Genomic DNA, 14,812 nt, shown 5'->3' with positions numbered 1-14,812 from the left:
CTACGCTGGCACCATGGTTGAGTCTGTGAGCATCGCCCGCCTGTCGAGGATCCGCCAGCGCCGCACCGCACCGCTGATACTTGAGGTCGACCTCACCGAAGGGCTCGCCGACGAGACCCCCACCGACCCCATCGGCCAGATCCTGGCCATGCGGCGGCAGCGGCTGTCCGACGTCGTCGAGGGCATCCGCCGCGGCGCGGCCGACCCCCGGGTCAAGGCCCTCGTCGCGAAGGTCGGCGGCCAGCCCATCGGCCTGGCGAAGGTGCAGGAGCTGCGGTCGGCCGTCCAGGTCTTCGGCCAGGCCGGCAAGCCCACTGTGGCGTGGAGCGAGTCGTTCGGCGAGTTCGGCCCGGGCACCGTCCACTACTACCTGGCCTGCGCGTTCTCCGAGATCGCGCTGCTGCCCTCCGGCTCTGTCGGGCTCACCGGCATCAACGTCGGCAACCTGTTCTTCCGCGACGTGGTCGACAGGCTCGGCGTGGAGTACGAGGGCGGGGCGCGGCACGAGTACAAGACCGCGGCGAACACCTTCACCGAGCGGGGCATGACCGCGCCGCACCGCGAGGCCACCGGGCGCATCGTGGCGTCCTTCACCGAGCAGTTCGCCGAGGGCATCGCCGAGGCGCGCGGGACGACGGCGGCGGAGGTCCGCTCCCTGATGGACCGCGGCCCGTTCCTCGCGGCCGAGGCGCTGGAGGCGGGGCTGGTCGACCGCCTGTGCTACCGCGACGAGGTCTACGGCGAGCTGTTCGACCGGTTCCGGCCCGCCGACGGCGCCGCGGCGCCGCACCTCCAGTACGTCGCCCGCTACCACCGGCTGCACTCCCTCGCCGACCGGGTGCCGTCGGTGCGCCGCGGCGGCGGGCAGGTCGCGCTCATCTCCGGCGTGGGCCAGGTCGTCAGCGGACGCAGCAGGCGCGCCCCGCTGGGCGGCGGCACCGCCATGGGCTCCGAGACGCTCGCGACGGCCTTCCGCGCCGCCCGCCGCGACCCCGCCGTGCGGGCGGTGGTGTTCCGCGTCGACAGCCCCGGCGGCTCCTATGTCGCCTCCGACGTCATCATGCGCGAGGTCCGGCTCACCGAGGAGGCCGGCACCGCGGTCGTGGTGTCCATGGGCGACGTCGCCGCGTCCGGCGGGTACTTCGTCGCGCTCGGCGCGGGGACGATCGTCGCGCAGCCCGGCACCATCACGGGGTCCATCGGGGTGTTCGTCGGCAAGGCGGTGCTCACCGGCCTGCTCGACAAGCTGGGCGTCGGCAGCGACCGGGTCGACGGCGCCCGGCACGCGGGCATGTTCGGCACCGACCGCAAGTTCAGCGAGTCGGAGTGGGAACGGGTGAACGCGATGCTCGACCACATCTACGACGACTTCACGGCGAAGGTCGCGCACGCGCGCGGCATGAGCCGCGAGGACGTCCACGAGGTCGCCCGCGGCAGGGTGTGGACCGGAAAGGACGCCTTCGAGCGGGGCCTGGTCGACGAGCTCGGCGGGCTCGACGCCGCGGTGCGGCGGGCCCGGTCGCGGGCCGGGCTGCCGTCCTCGGCGCCGCTGCGACCCTATCCGCGCACCACCCCGCTCGACCGCCTGCTGCCGGTGGAGTCCAGCGAGGACCGGACCGCTGCGCTCGCGCGGATGCGCCTCAGCGGCTGGGGGCCGCTGGCCGACGTCTCCGCCCGCCTCGGCCTGCCGGCGGCCGGCCCCCTGGTCCTGCCGGGGTCATGGGAGGTCCGTTGAGCATCGGCGCCGGGGCGTTCACCGAGGCCATGAGCTGCTTCGCCACCGGGGTCGCGGTCGTCACGGTGCGCGACGACCGCGACGACATCGGCAGCACCGCCACCTCGCTCACCTCGGTGAGCGCCGACCCGCCCATCGTCATGCTCGCCGTGGTCGAGAGCAGCTACCTGACCGAGGTCATCGACCGGCAGGGGCGGTTCGCGGTGAACGTCCTCGGCGCGGGGCAGAAGGCCATCGCCGGCCGGTTCGCCGCCGAGGGTCGCCCCAGCGCCCGGCTGCTGCTCGCCCGCGAGGCGCACCACCGGGGCGACCACAGCGGGGCGCTGCTGCTCGACGCGGCGCCCGCCGTACTCGAATGCGCCGTGCTGCGCCGCATGGCCGACCCGGAGAGCACCGGCGACCACGTCGTGTACTTCGCGTCCGTCGAGGCGGTCGGCGGGGCCGACGCCCCGGGCCCGCCGGGTCCGCCGCTGCTGCGGTACGGCGGCCGGTACCGCAGCCCGCAGTGATCCAAACTCTCTAGAGAGGTCACTGTTCGGGCACTGTGCGTGCCCATCGTGCATCGCGCGCGCTACTGTCGCGCCCGGCCCCGGCGGGGTCCAATGGAACCGGCGCACGGTGGACTCGGCTGCCGGCCCGGACCGGCCGGCGGCTCCCTCCGCAGACGAAGCCGTGCACCGGGAGGGTCTGGTGCGTGCGGGGCTTCCCCCCACCGGGCGCGAGGTAGCGGCCACCCGCCGACTGTGGGGCCGGAGGGTGGCCGCGCGTTCTCCCTATTGGCCGGTCAGACTATTGGCCGGTCAGACCAGGTCGGCCGACTTCAACCACTCCTCGGCGACCTTGTCGGCGCCTTCGCGCTCCAGGACCACCTTCTCGTTCAGCTCGGCGAGGGTGTCGGTGGTGAGCTTCGCCGACACGTCGTCGAGGACGCCGCGCGCCTTGTCGTCCACCTTCTCGCTGTAGACCAGCGGGGTGACGTTCTGCGCGCCGAACAGGTTCTTGGGGTCCTCCAGCGCCACGAAGTCCTCGGCGATGATGGCGGCGTCGGTGGTGAACAGGTTCGCCGCCTGGATGTCGCCGTCCTTGAGGGCCTGCGGCAGCAGGTTGACGTCGAGCGAGCGGAAGTCCTTGAACTCGATGCCGTACTCGTCCTTGAGCCCCGGCACGCCCTGGGTCCGCTCGGCGAACTCCGGCGGCCCGCCGAGCACCAGGTCGCCCGCCGGGTCCTTGAGGTCCTCCAGGGTCTTCAGGTTCTCCTTGTCGGCGGTCTCCCTGGTGACGGTGACCGAGTCCTTGTTCTCCGCCTTGGAGGAGTCGAGGATCTCCAGGCCCTCCGGCAACTCCTTCTTCAGCGCCTTGTTGGTCTCCTCGGTGGTGCCGGGGGCCGCCTTGGGGTCGAGGTAGGCCAGGGTGGCGCCGTTGTACTCGGGGAAGACCGTCAGCTCGCCCGCCTCGATCTGGTCGTAGTAGACCTCGCGGCTGCCGATGTTGAACTGGGTGTCGACGCCGATGTCCTCGGCCTCCAGGGCCTTGGCGTAGATGTTCGCGAGCAGGGTGCTCTCGGGGAAGTCGGCCGAGCCGATGACGATGTCGGCGTCCCCGCCGGAACCGCCGCCCTTGTCGGCGTAGGGGTCGCTGCCGCCGCACGCGCTGAGCGCGAGGACCAGCGGGACGGACACGGCGACGAGCCGGGTGGATGTGCGCATTGGGACAACCCTCTTCTGTGGTGGCGCGGATGGCGCCGACGGACGGCGGGCCGGCCGGGTCACCGGCGCAGCCCAGGAGCGAGGGCGAACCGGCGGACCGCCGCGAAGAGGACGGTCACCAGGATCGCGAGGACGACCACCAGCACCGAGCCGCCGGCGATCATCGCGAAGTTGCCGCGCCCCTGGGACTGGCCGTCGACCAGGAAGCGGCCGAGCCCGCCGACCCCGACGTAGGCAGCGATGGTCGCGGTGGAGATCACCTGGATGGCGGCGGTGCGCAGGCCGAGCAGGATCAGCGGCATGGCGACGGGCAGTTCGAGCCGGCGCAGGACCTCGGGCCCGCGCATGCCCATGCCGACCGCGGCGTCCTTGAGCAGCGGGTCGACCCCCCGGACGCCTTCGTGCGTGTTGACGAGGATCGGCGGGATCGCGAGGGCGACGAGCGCCACCATCACGGGGATCAGGTTGATGCCCGCGAGGACCACGACGACGAAGAGCACGCCGATGGTCGGCAGGGCGCGGGCGAAGTTGGCGACGCTGACCGCGGCGAACCCCCCGCGTCCGGTGTGGCCGGTGAGCAGCCCGACGGGGATGGCGATGACGGCGGCGATGAGCAGCGCGAGCGCGGAGTACTGGATGTGCTCCAGGAACCGGATCGGGATGCCGCCGGTGCCCGCCCAGTTCGCGGGGTCGAGGAACCAGTTCAGGACCTGTTCGAAGGGGCTCATGCGGGGTCGCCCTCCGGTGCCGGGGCCGCGGCGCGCGCGGCCTTGCGGGAGTCGTCCCTCGTCCACGGGGTCAGCCAGCGCTGGAGCAGCACGAGCAGGCCGTCGACCAGGAACGCCAGCGCGACGGACAGCACGATGCCGACGAGGATCGGGGTGAGGAACTTGTAGTTGCGGAAGCCCTCGGTGAGGATGAGCTGGCCGAGCCCGCCCAGCCCCACCAGCGAGGCCACGCTGACCATGCTGATGGTGGCGACGGAGGCGATGCGCAGCCCCGCGATGACGAACGGGACCGCCACCGGCAGGTCGACCTGGAGCAGCCGCCGCATGGGGCCGAACCCCATGGCGGTGGCCGCCTGCCGGACGTGGTCGGGCACCTGGCCGAGGCCGTCGACCACGTTGGGGACGAGGATGGCGAGGGTGTAGAGGGTCAGCGGGATGACGGCGGTCCACATGCTGAAGCTGGTGTAGGGCAGCACCAGGAAGAACAGCGCGATGGACGGGATGGCGTACAGGATGTTCACCCCGGCGAGCACCGGCGGGTACAGCGGCTTCCAGCGGGCGCTCAGCACCCCCAGCGGCAGCGCGAGGAGCAGCCCGAACAGGATCGGCAGGAACGACAGCTTGATGTGCTCCAGCAGCGACGTCCCGATGGGATCGCCGAGGTTGGTGAGGATCCAGTCGACGTCGATGAGCGGCTGATCACCCATCGGACCCCACCGCCCCCCGCTCGGCGGGGTCGGACTCCTCGCCGCCGACCGACCAGATGGCCGAGCCGAGTTCGGACTGGGCCACGACCCCGACTACCTGCCCCTGGGCGTCGACCCCGACGGCGCGCCCGGCCGGCGACAGCACCGAGGCGTCCAGCGCGGAGCGCAGGGAGTCCTCGGCGACCCTGAACACGTGGCCGTAGGGGTCGGTCGCCAGTGACCCGAGGAGGGCGTCGGGCTCGGCGGCGGTGAGCGCCGGCTCGCCGAGCCAGCCCTTCGGGGTGCGGTCGGCGTGCACCACGAGCACCCACGGTTCGCCGTGCGCCCGCACGGTCTCGCGGGCCCGCGCGACGGTGTCCTCCTCGCCGAGCACGATGTCGGAGCGCAGCGGCAGGGCGTCGGCGCGGAAGAAGGACAGCCGGCGCACGCCGCGGTCGTAGCCGATGAACCCCTCGACGAAATCGTCGGCGGGGACCGCGAGCAGCCGCTCGGGGTGATCGACCTGCGCGAGGTGGCCGCCGGGCCGGAACACCGCGACCGAGTCGCCGAGCTTGACCGCCTCCTCGATGTCGTGTGTGACGAAGACGATGGTCTTGTGCAGCTCCGCCTGCAAGCGGAGCAGCTCCTCCTGGAGGCTCGCGCGCACAACGGGGTCGACCGCGCTGAACGGCTCGTCCATGAGCAGCACCGGCGGGTCGGCGGCGAGGGCCCGCGCCACCCCGACCCGCTGCTGCTGGCCGCCGGAGAGCTGGTGCGGGTAGCGCCGCGCCTGCTCGGGCAGCAGGCCGACGAGCTCCATGAGCTCGCGGGCGCGGGCGTGCGCCTTGGCCTTGGACCAGCCGAGCAGGAACGGCACGGTCGCGATGTTGTCGATGATGGTCCGGTGCGGGAACAGCCCGGCCTGCTGGATGACGTAGCCGATGGTGCGGCGCAGCTCGGCGGGGTCCTTGCCGCGGACGTCGGCACCGTCGATGCTGATCACACCGTCGGTGGGATCCACCATCCGGTTGATCATCCGCAGCGACGTGGTCTTGCCGCACCCCGACGGGCCGACGAACACGGTGGTCCGGCCGGTCGGGATCTCCAGGTCGAGGGAGGCGACGGCCACGGTGCCGTCGGGGAAGCGTTTGGAGACGCGCTCGAAGGTGATCATGGGACTGGTCGGGTCCTTAATTGCGGCCCGCGGATGAACCGCCGATTAGGTCGTTTGAGGTGGCACTTTCCCACAGGAATGGGCATAAGACCAGACCATCGCCAAGTCTATTCTACCTATACGGTAGGGAATACGCGGGCGTGACACGCCGGTGCCGGTCAGCGCGCGTTCTCGGCCGCGATCCAGGCGGCGATCGGCGCCAGGCCGTCGGCGACCAGGTCGGCGCGGCGGGCTTCGGCGCTCTCGGCGTGCAGGTAGCCCCACATCCCCCGGCGCAGCAGAGCGGCGCGCATGCCGGCCCGCTGGGCGGGCAGCACGTCGTTGTCGAGGCGGTCCCCGACGTAGAGGATCTCCGCGGCCGGCAGGCCGGCGGCCGCCTCGACCCGGGTGAAGAACTCGGGGTCGGGCTTTTCGACCCCCCAGACCTCCGAGAGGTACACCCCGGCCACCGGCAGGTCCATGGCGGCGAGCGCGGGGCCGGCCTCGACGGGCTGGTTCCCCGCGATGAGCACGCGCAGCCCCGCCGCGTGCAGCGCGTCGAGGGCCGGGCGGACGTCGGGGTACAGGTCGGCGTCGTCGAAGCCCTCGCGCAGCGAGCCGGGCTCCTCGGCCCGCCACCGCGCGATCTCGGCCTCGAACCGGAAGGAGGGGTCGACCAGGTGGAAGGCGTCCATCAGCGGCCGCCCCTGCTGGAGCACCCCGCCGAGGATCCCGAAGAACGTGAGCTGCGGCACGCCGAGGCGGTCGGCCCAGCGGGCGAAGATCCGCGTCTCGTCGATCAGGGTCTCGCCGACGTCGAAGACCACCGCGTTAATAGCCACGCAGGGGAAGCTAACACAGGCCGGACCGGCGGCCCGTCAGGTGTCGGAGGGCGGCCGGAGCACGGCGAACGCGTCGGTGATCTCCATGCGGCGCACCCGGAAGCGGAAAACGGCGGCGGGACGGCCGCCGGAGCGGCCCGACGGAACGGACTCCCCGGTCTCCTCGATCTGGCCGCGGCGCAGCAGCACCCGGCGCAGGTTGGTCGCCGCGACGTCGTGGCCGAGCGCCGCGCGGTAGTAGCGCGACAGTTCCGACATGGTGAACTCGGGCGGCGCGAGCGCGAACCCGACGTTGGTGTAGGAGAGCTTGGCGCGCAGGCGGCGGCGGGCCGAGTGGACGATGGCGGCGTGGTCGAAGCCCATGGCGGGCAGGTCCGACGCCGGGTGCCACTCGGTGTCGTCGGGCGTCGCCGGGTCGATGTCGGCGGGGATGAGCCCCAGGTAGGCGGTCGCGAGCGTGCGGCCGCGGGGGTGGCGGTCGGGCTCGCCGCGGGTCTCCAGCTGTTCGAGGTGGGTGAGGTCGCGGACGTCGACCTTCTGCGCGAGCTGGCGCCGGATGGACTCGTCGAGCCCTTCGGTCCCGCCCAGGCGCCCGCCGGGCAGCGCCCAGAGCCCCTCGCAGGGCGGGAGCGCGCGCCGCCACAGCAGCACGCTCAGCCGGTCGTGCCGGATCTGGAGGACCACCGCCAGGACCTCGTGCGCGGAGACCGCCGCACCGGTGTCCAGAGCGGCGCTGTCGTCGTCCAGACCTACCCCTATGCCACCCATGGGCATCATGTTAAGCTGCCACAAGTTTTCGCCTGTTGGACATAAACTGGAACCGGCCACTGTGGCACCGGCCGGACGCCGGAACGCGGGCCGCCGCGACCGGCCGAGCGAGCACGAGGGGCACCCCACATGACGACGCGCACCGCCACCGGGCCCGCCACCGATCAGTGGGCGGCGGAGGTCCGCCGGCTCGCCGACGAACGCGGAGCGGTCATCCTCGCGCACAACTACCAGCGCCCCGAGATCCAGGACGTCGCCCACCACACCGGCGACTCCCTCGCCCTGTCGCGGCTGGCCGTCGAGGTCGCGGCCGAGACCATCGTCTTCTGCGGCGTCCACTTCATGGCCGAGACCGCCAAGATCCTCTCCCCCGAGAAGACCGTGCTGCTGCCCGAACCGGCCGCCGGCTGCTCCCTCGCCGACACGATCACCGCCGCGGACGTCCGCGCCTGGCGGGCCGAGCACCCCGGCGCCATCGTCGTGGCCTACGTCAACACCACCGCCGCGGTGAAGGCCGAGAGCGACATCTGCTGCACGTCCTCCAACGCCGCCGACGTCATCCGGTCGGTCCCCGCGGACCGGGAGATCCTGTTCCTGCCCGACCAGTTCCTCGGCGCGCACGTCAAACGGGTCACCGGCCGCGACAACATCCACGTGTGGATGGGCGAATGTCACGTCCACGCCGGGATCGACGGCGACACGCTGCGCCGCAGGGCCGCCGAGGAACCCGACGCCGAACTGTTCGTACACCCCGAGTGCGGCTGCGCCACCTCGGCGCTCTACCTCGTGGGCGCCGGCACCGTCCCGCAGGAGCGCGTGAAGGTCCTCTCCACCGGCGGGATGCTCGCCGCCGCCGAGCAGACGAGCGCCGACAAGGTCCTCATCGCCACCGAGACCGGCATGCTGCACCAGTTGCGCGCCGCCAACGCGCACACCGTCTTCGAGCCCGTGAACTCGCGCGCCGAATGCCACTACATGAAGATGATCACCGCCGAGAAGCTGCTCGGCTCGCTGCGCGACGGCACCACCGAGATCACCGTGCCCGAGGACGTCGCCGCGCGGGCACGCAGGTCCGTCGAACGCATGGTCGCCATCGGCGCACCCTCCCGCGGCGGCGAGTGAGACCCGGCGACGCGCCGTAGGTGACAAAAAGCTAACTCCTGCGCCAGAACCGCGCCACTTCGCGGACAGCGCCGCGCGGCACCGGCTAGCGTCACGGACGACTGCGGCGAATCATCCCTAATCGGTCCGCCGGCCGCCCGATGGGGACCCCGCCGCACGCGCGCATCCGGGGAGGGGTCGTGGCACGTCCGAGCGACACTGGCGGTTCCACCGGCCGCGGCGGCACCCCGCGGTCCGGGCCGGAGCGCCATCCCGCCCACCTCGACGCCGAGCACGCGCTGGCGCTCGGCCGGGGGCACGGCCACGACGCGTTCTACGACACGTTCGGCCCGGCGCTCTACGAGTACTGCTGGGCCCTGCTCGGCCCCGGCGGCGACGGCGACGAACCCGACCGGCCCGGCGCCGCGGTGCGCGAGGCGCTGCTCGCCGCGGTCGAACTGCTCGACCGGCTCCCCGACCGCCGCCTGCTGCGCCCGTGGCTGTTCGCCCTGGCACGGGCGGCCTGCCAGCGGCGCGGCTTCGCCGCCGAACCGCCCTACGCGCTGATCGCGACCGCACCCGAGGAGCGCGCCCTGGTCGCCATGGTGCGCCGGCTGCCGCCGAGCCACCGCGAACTCCTCGAGCTGTACCTGCGACACGGCCTCGCCCCGGCGCAGATCGCGCCCGTGCTGGCCCTCGAAGGCGGGACCGCCGAGGAGCTGTGCCGGGCCGCGGTGCGCCGGGCGGTCGACGCCCTCCGCGAGTCCGCGCCGGCACCGGCCCGGCCGGGCGCCGCCCAGTGGGCGCTGGTCGACGTCGCCGAGGTCGTGACCTGCTTCGTCCTGCCGGGGCCGCCGCGCAGGCTGCGCCGGCAGATCGTCGCCGACCTCACCGCAGAGGAGACCGCGCGGGAGCGCGCCGGCGCCGCAGAGGCCATGCTGCCGCTCGGCGCGGACGGCTTCCCGCTGCACCGCGACCGCGCCCCGGCCCCCGCTCCCCCCGCCGAGGCGGCGGCCGCGCCCGCCGCCCGCGCTCCGGAGGAGCCCACCAGCATCGCCCCCGACCGGGCGACCACCGCCGACACCCCCACCCGCCGCGACGGCGAACCCGTCGCCGAGCTCGCCCCTCCGCACGCCGCCGCACGCCCCGCCGCCGGCGGCACGCGCCGCTGGATCGCCCCTGCCGCGGCGGGGATCGCCACCGTCGCCGCGGCGCTCGTGCTGTGGGGCATCGGCGGCTCCCTCACCGGGCCCGGCCTGGTGACCCAGGGCGATCCGCCCGGCGCCGCCGGGCTCGCCCGGGGCGGCGGTACCACCGGGAGCACGGCCCCCGACCGGCTCCCGCCGCCCACCGGCACCGCCGAGCCCACCGCGCCCCCGCAGGCGGACCGGCCGTCGGCATCAGCCGCGCCGGACCCCACGCGGCGCACCGGCGACACCGCCGAGCAGCCGCAGGCCCCGCCCGACGACCCGCCCGGCGGCGGTCCCGCACCCGAGGACCCGCCCGCCCCGCCGTCGATCCCGCCGTCCCCGCCGCCCGTCGACGACCCGCCGGGCGGCGACCGCGACGGCCTCGGTCGGCTGCTCGACGACCTCGGCGACCTCCTCGACGGCGGCTGAGCACCCCCGGACCGGGCACGCCCGCGCAGCGTTCAGCGGAGACCGGCGGCGCGCTCGGCGCCGAGTTCAGCGCGCGGCCTCCGCGGGCTCTGCTGTCTCTGCCGCTTCCGCGGGCTCGAAGTCGGCGAGGAGGGCGCCGGCGGCGGTGTCGAGCCGGTGCTGGGCGTCGTCGATGTCGCGGTGCCCCTTGAGGATCTCCAGCAGCTCGAAGATCCACACGCTGGTCAGCGCCCCCGCGAGGACGTAGCCGGGGCTCTCGCGGTCGGGCGTCGCCGGCTCGGCTTCCGCGGTGGGCGACGGCGGCCCGCTGGCGACCCGCCAGATGAGGTCGGTGATGCGCGGGGCCAGTTCGGTGCGCGCCTCGGCCATGATGAGCGAGCGCACCAGGGCGTCGGCGAGCTCCGGCTCCCGCAGCAGCCCCCGCGTCGCGCGGATGAGCACGTCGACGGAGCGCCCCGCTGCGCTCTCGGCCGCGGGCGGGCGGCGGATGATGCTCGCCTCCAGGAGGTCGAGCTCCTCGGTGACCACGGCGACGACAAGGTCCATCTTGGACGGGAAATAGCGGTAGAGCGTGCCGAGCGCGACCCCGGCGCGCTCGGCGACGGCCCGCATCTGCATGGCCTCGACGCCGCCCCGCAGCGCCAGCGCGGTCGCGGTCTGCACGATGCGTTTGCGCCGCTGGCTCTGGTTTCGCGACCGCATCCCGATCGGCGCCTGGACCGCCACGGCGGCTCTCCCTCCGTCGTCGTTCACAGGGGGGAGCCCCCCATTGGTCGCCGGCACCGCGGCCGCACCGACGCGCCGACTCCGTCGGCGCCGCGGCCCACCGCCCCCTGCGCAAGAACAGGTTATCTAAGGATCGCCCACATCAATGTCCGACGACAAGCATCGACCGGGAACCAAAACCCCTAATTAGCGCACATTCCCCATCGGTCTACGCACTTCGCTCCGTACGATGCGCCGCCTTTCGGACCACGGACTAGAATCTGTTCTACTTGTCGGTAACCCCACGCGTACCAGCGACCGGGACCCCGGTGCCGCCGCCGCCGCGGCGGCACCGCACGGCACCGGGCCCACCCCGATCCGGATGACCGCGGCGCCGACCCGCCGAGTAGGATCCCGCTGACGAGGCGACAGGCTGTTACGGTCGCGCAGTAAACTGGCGAGTAACGTCGGCGCTCGCCGGGTGCACGACCGGCGAGCCGCGCCGACCGGATCGGCGGTGGGGCCGGCGCACGACCAGCGAGGTGATCTGTTGACCCTGCCGACCGGCGCGGACCGCACGGCACCGCGACCGCATCGCGCACCGGCTGCCCCGCTCTCGACTCCGCTCCACTCCACGCCGCCGATGGGTTAGCACCGATGCCATCTCACTCCCGATCCCTGCGGGTCGCCCTGCTCTCGTACCGCAGCAAGCCCCATTGCGGAGGGCAGGGCGTGTACGTGCGCCACCTCTCCCGCGAACTGGCGGCACTGGGGCACAGCGTGCGGGTGTTCTCCGGCCAGCCCTATCCCGACCTCGACCCCGGCGTCGCGCTGGAGAAGGTGCCCAGCCTCGACCTCTACAACGACGACGACCCCTTCCGGACCCCGCCGCTGCGCGAATGGCGCGACTGGATCGACGCCCTCGAGGTCGGCACGATGTGGACCGCCGGCTTCCCCGAGCCGCTCACGTTCTCGCTGCGCGCCGCGCGCGCACTGCGCGGCCGCACCGCGGAGTTCGACGTCGTCCACGACAACCAGACACTGGGCTACGCGCTGCCGGCGCTGCGCTCGCTCGGCTTCCCCCTGGTGACGACCATCCACCACCCCATCACCGTCGACCGCCGCATTGAGATCGCGGAGGCGCGCGGGCTCCAGCGGCTGTCCAAGCGCCGCTGGTACAGCTTCGTCCGCATGCAGGGGCGCGTCGCGCGCCGGCTGAGCCCCATCCTCGTTCCGTCGCAGTCCTCCGCCGACGACATCGTGCGGGAGTTCGGGGTGCGGCCCCGCGCCATCGACGTCGTCCCGCTGGGCGTCGACACGCGCTCCTTCCACCCCCGTCCCGACGTCGCGCGGATCCCCGGCCACCTGGTCTGCGTCGCCAGCGCCGACAGCCCGCTGAAGGGCGTCGCCACGCTGCTGCGCGCCGCGGCGAAGCTCGGCACCGAACGCGACGTGTCGGTGACCATCGTCAGCCGCCCCAAGCCCGGCGGCCCCACCGACCTGCTCGTCGACGAACTGTCGCTGCGCGACCGGGTGCGCTTCGTCAGCGGCGTGGCCGACACCGAACTCGCCCGGCTGCTCGCCTCCGCCGAGGTCGCCGTCGTGCCGTCGTTCTACGAGGGCTTCTCGCTGCCCGCCGTCGAGGCCATGGCGTGCGCCACCCCGCTCGTCGCGAGCCGTGCCGGGGCCCTGCCCGAGGTCGTCGGCACCGACGGGGCGGCCGGCCGGCTGGTGCGGCCCGGCGACCCCGAGGACCTCGCCGCCGCCATCGGCGGGCTGCTCGACGACCCCGCCGAGCGCGCCCGGATGAGCGAGGCCGCCTGGCGCCGCGTCCAGCAGCGCTTCACCTGGAGCGCGGTCGCCGAGACCACGGCGCTGCGCTACACCGAGGCGGTCATCGCCGCCGAGGGCGTCCACCCAACAACGAGGAGCCACCGCTGATCACCGTCGACTTCTCCCTCTTCCCCACCGGGCCCGGCAACCGGGTCCTCGACCTCGGCTGCGGCGGCGGGCGGCACGCGTTCGAGTGCTACCGGCGCGGCGCCGACGTGGTGGCCTTCGACCAGAACGAGAACGACCTCGCCGACGTCGCCACGATGTTCGCCGCCATGCGCGACGAAGGCGAGGCCCCCGCGGCGGCCGAGGCCGAGACCGTCAAGGGCGACGCGCTGAACATGCCCTTCGACGACGGCGCGTTCGACCGCGTCATCGCGGCGGAGATCTTCGAGCACATCCCGCACGACACCGCGGCGATGGCCGACCTGTACCGGGTGCTGGCCCCCGGCGGGATCGCCGCGGTCACCGTGCCGAGCTGGCTGCCGGAGCGGGTCTGCTGGGCACTGTCGGAGGAGTACCACACCAACGAGGGCGGGCACGTCCGCATCTACACCCGGGCCGAGCTCGAAGCCAAGCTCAAGGCCATCGGGTTCGAGATCGGCCCGCACCACCACGCCCACGCGCTGCACACGCCGTTCTGGTGGATCAAGTGCGCCGTGGGCACGGCGAACGACGACCACCCGCTCGCCGCCGCCTACCACCGCCTGCTGGTCTGGGACATCCTCCAGGCCCCCCGCGCCACCCGGGTCGCCGAACGGCTGCTGAACCCCCTCATCGGCAAGAGCGTGGTCGTCTACCTGCGCAAACCCACCGGAAAGTCCGCCGGATGAGCCCGGCGCCCGAGCTGCCCGAACTCCCGGGCGTGCTGAGCGCCGACGACCTCACCCGATCCGCCGGGTACCTCCTCTCCGCCCAGGAGCCCTCCGGGGCGATACCCTGGTTCCCCGGCGGCCACGTCGACGTGTGGGACCATGTCGAGTGCGCCATGGCGCTGTCGGCGATGGGGCACACGGCGGCCGCCGAGCACGCCTACGCGTGGCTGCCGTCAGCCCAGGCGGCCGACGGATCCTGGCCGGCGAAGCTGCGGCACGGCAGCGTCCTCAACCCCATCCGCGAGGCGAACCACGCCGCCTACCCGGCGGTGGGGGTCTGGCACCACGTCCGCATCACCGGCGACGACGCGTTCGCCGAGCGCATGTGGCCGACCGTGCGGGCGGGGATCGAGTTCGTCCTCGGGCTGCGCACCGACCGCGGCGAGATCCTGTGGGCACGCGACCCCGACGGCGGCGCGGGCGACCACGCGCTGCTGACCGTGTGCGCCAGCGTCCACCACGCCCTGCGCTGCGCGGCGGAGCTCGCGGAGCGGGTGGGGCGGCCGCAGCCCGACTGGGAGCTGGCGGCCGCGCACCTCGGCCACCTGGTGGCGGAGCACGAGCCGTTCTTCGCCGACCGCTCCCGCTACGCCATGGACTGGTACTACCCCATCCTCGGCGGCGCCGTGCGCGGCGCGGCGGCACGCGACCGGCTCGCCGAGCGCTGGGACGCGTTCGTGGTCCCCGGCCGCGGCATCCGCTGCGTGGCCGACCAGCCGTGGGTCACCGGCGCCGAGACCTCCGAGCTGGTGCTCACCCTCGCCGCGATGGGCGAGGTCGAGCGCGGCACGGCGCTGCTCGCCGACATCGGCCACCTCCGCGACCCCGACGACGGCGCCTACTGGACCGGCTACCAGTTCGCCGAGCACGTCCGCTGGCCGATCGAGCGCAGCACCTGGACGGCGGCCGCCGTGATCCTCGCCGCCGACGCGCTGTGCGGCGCGACCCCAGGCGCCGCCGTGTTCACCTCGGCCCCCGGCGAGGTCGCCGCCATGGACCCCGCCGCCTGCGGCTGCGCGGCGCTCGTGGGCTGACCGCCGGCGCGCGGAGACGCCGAAGGG

At 73.7% G+C, this 14,812-nt stretch carries 14 protein-coding genes; 7 read left to right on the top strand and 7 right to left on the bottom strand.

From position 1 onward, the window contains the following. Positions 1-13: 13 nt before the first annotated feature. Complete coding sequence (sppA, locus tag CLV63_RS13575) at positions 14-1,735, top strand: signal peptide peptidase SppA (protein WP_106583344.1); 1,722 nt, start codon at positions 14-16, stop codon at positions 1,733-1,735. Further along, the gene (locus tag CLV63_RS13570) at positions 1,720-2,244 is read left to right on the top strand and encodes a flavin reductase family protein (protein WP_106583343.1); all 525 of its coding nucleotides are present in this window, start codon (positions 1,720-1,722) and stop codon (positions 2,242-2,244) included. Before sppA ends, CLV63_RS13570 begins: the two co-directional genes overlap by 16 nt. Before the next feature lie 291 nt (positions 2,245-2,535). Here CLV63_RS13570 and CLV63_RS13565 read toward each other — a convergent pair whose 3' ends face one another. The 6 genes from CLV63_RS13565 to CLV63_RS13540 form a co-directional block, all read right to left on the bottom strand. After that, complete coding sequence (locus tag CLV63_RS13565; protein WP_106583342.1) at positions 2,536-3,441, bottom strand: ABC transporter substrate-binding protein; 906 nt, start codon at positions 3,439-3,441, stop codon at positions 2,536-2,538. A gap of 59 nt (positions 3,442-3,500) precedes the next feature. After that, positions 3,501-4,169, bottom strand: a complete 669-nt coding sequence (locus tag CLV63_RS13560) for an ABC transporter permease (RefSeq protein WP_106583341.1) — start codon at positions 4,167-4,169, stop codon at positions 3,501-3,503. Beyond that, positions 4,166-4,876: an ABC transporter permease gene (locus CLV63_RS13555; RefSeq protein WP_106583340.1), complete on the bottom strand. Its 711-nt coding sequence runs from the start codon at positions 4,874-4,876 to the stop codon at positions 4,166-4,168. Before CLV63_RS13555 ends, CLV63_RS13560 begins: the two co-directional genes overlap by 4 nt. Further along, positions 4,869-6,029 (bottom strand): ABC transporter ATP-binding protein, encoded by a 1,161-nt coding sequence (locus tag CLV63_RS13550; protein ID WP_106583339.1) that lies wholly within the window; start codon positions 6,027-6,029, stop codon positions 4,869-4,871. The genes CLV63_RS13555 and CLV63_RS13550 overlap by 8 nt, the downstream gene beginning before the upstream one ends. 158 nt (positions 6,030-6,187) lie before the next feature. Continuing rightward, positions 6,188-6,844, bottom strand: a complete 657-nt coding sequence (locus tag CLV63_RS13545; protein ID WP_106583404.1) for an HAD family hydrolase — start codon at positions 6,842-6,844, stop codon at positions 6,188-6,190. A gap of 42 nt (positions 6,845-6,886) precedes the next feature. Beyond that, positions 6,887-7,618, bottom strand: a complete 732-nt coding sequence (locus CLV63_RS13540) for an NUDIX hydrolase (RefSeq protein ID WP_211301290.1) — start codon at positions 7,616-7,618, stop codon at positions 6,887-6,889. Positions 7,619-7,747: 129 nt separating this feature from the next. Between CLV63_RS13540 and nadA the strand changes: the two genes are divergently transcribed. Together nadA and CLV63_RS13530 are read left to right on the top strand one after the other, a co-directional pair. After that, positions 7,748-8,740 (top strand): quinolinate synthase NadA, encoded by a 993-nt coding sequence (nadA, locus tag CLV63_RS13535; protein WP_106583338.1) that lies wholly within the window; start codon positions 7,748-7,750, stop codon positions 8,738-8,740. A gap of 179 nt (positions 8,741-8,919) precedes the next feature. Further along, positions 8,920-10,338 carry an RNA polymerase sigma factor gene (locus tag CLV63_RS13530; RefSeq protein WP_106583337.1) on the top strand — a complete coding sequence of 473 codons (1,419 nt, stop codon included), beginning with the start codon at positions 8,920-8,922 and terminating at the stop codon, positions 10,336-10,338. A gap of 66 nt (positions 10,339-10,404) precedes the next feature. Here CLV63_RS13530 and CLV63_RS13525 read toward each other — a convergent pair whose 3' ends face one another. Then, positions 10,405-11,064: a TetR family transcriptional regulator gene (locus tag CLV63_RS13525; RefSeq protein WP_106583336.1), complete on the bottom strand. Its 660-nt coding sequence runs from the start codon at positions 11,062-11,064 to the stop codon at positions 10,405-10,407. A 636-nt stretch (positions 11,065-11,700) separates the two neighbouring features. Between CLV63_RS13525 and CLV63_RS13520 the strand changes: the two genes are divergently transcribed. From CLV63_RS13520 to CLV63_RS13510, 3 genes are read left to right on the top strand one after another with little or no spacing between them, the layout of a single operon-like run. Next, positions 11,701-12,984: a glycosyltransferase family 4 protein gene (locus tag CLV63_RS13520; RefSeq protein ID WP_106583335.1), complete on the top strand. Its 1,284-nt coding sequence runs from the start codon at positions 11,701-11,703 to the stop codon at positions 12,982-12,984. Beyond that, entirely contained in the window at positions 12,981-13,709 is a 729-nt protein-coding gene (locus CLV63_RS13515) for a class I SAM-dependent methyltransferase (RefSeq protein ID WP_106583402.1), read from the top strand. Before CLV63_RS13520 ends, CLV63_RS13515 begins: the two co-directional genes overlap by 4 nt. Continuing rightward, entirely contained in the window at positions 13,706-14,785 is a 1,080-nt protein-coding gene (locus tag CLV63_RS13510) for a prenyltransferase (protein ID WP_106583334.1), read from the top strand. Before CLV63_RS13515 ends, CLV63_RS13510 begins: the two co-directional genes overlap by 4 nt. Positions 14,786-14,812: the final 27 nt, after the last annotated feature.

Origin of the sequence: Murinocardiopsis flavida (assembly GCF_003014485.1) — a bacterium.
GTDB classification, from domain to species: Bacteria; Actinomycetota; Actinomycetes; order Streptosporangiales; family Streptosporangiaceae; genus Murinocardiopsis; species Murinocardiopsis flavida.
Note: the sequence above shows the minus strand (reverse complement) of the source record. Positions and strands in the feature narration are given on the sequence as shown.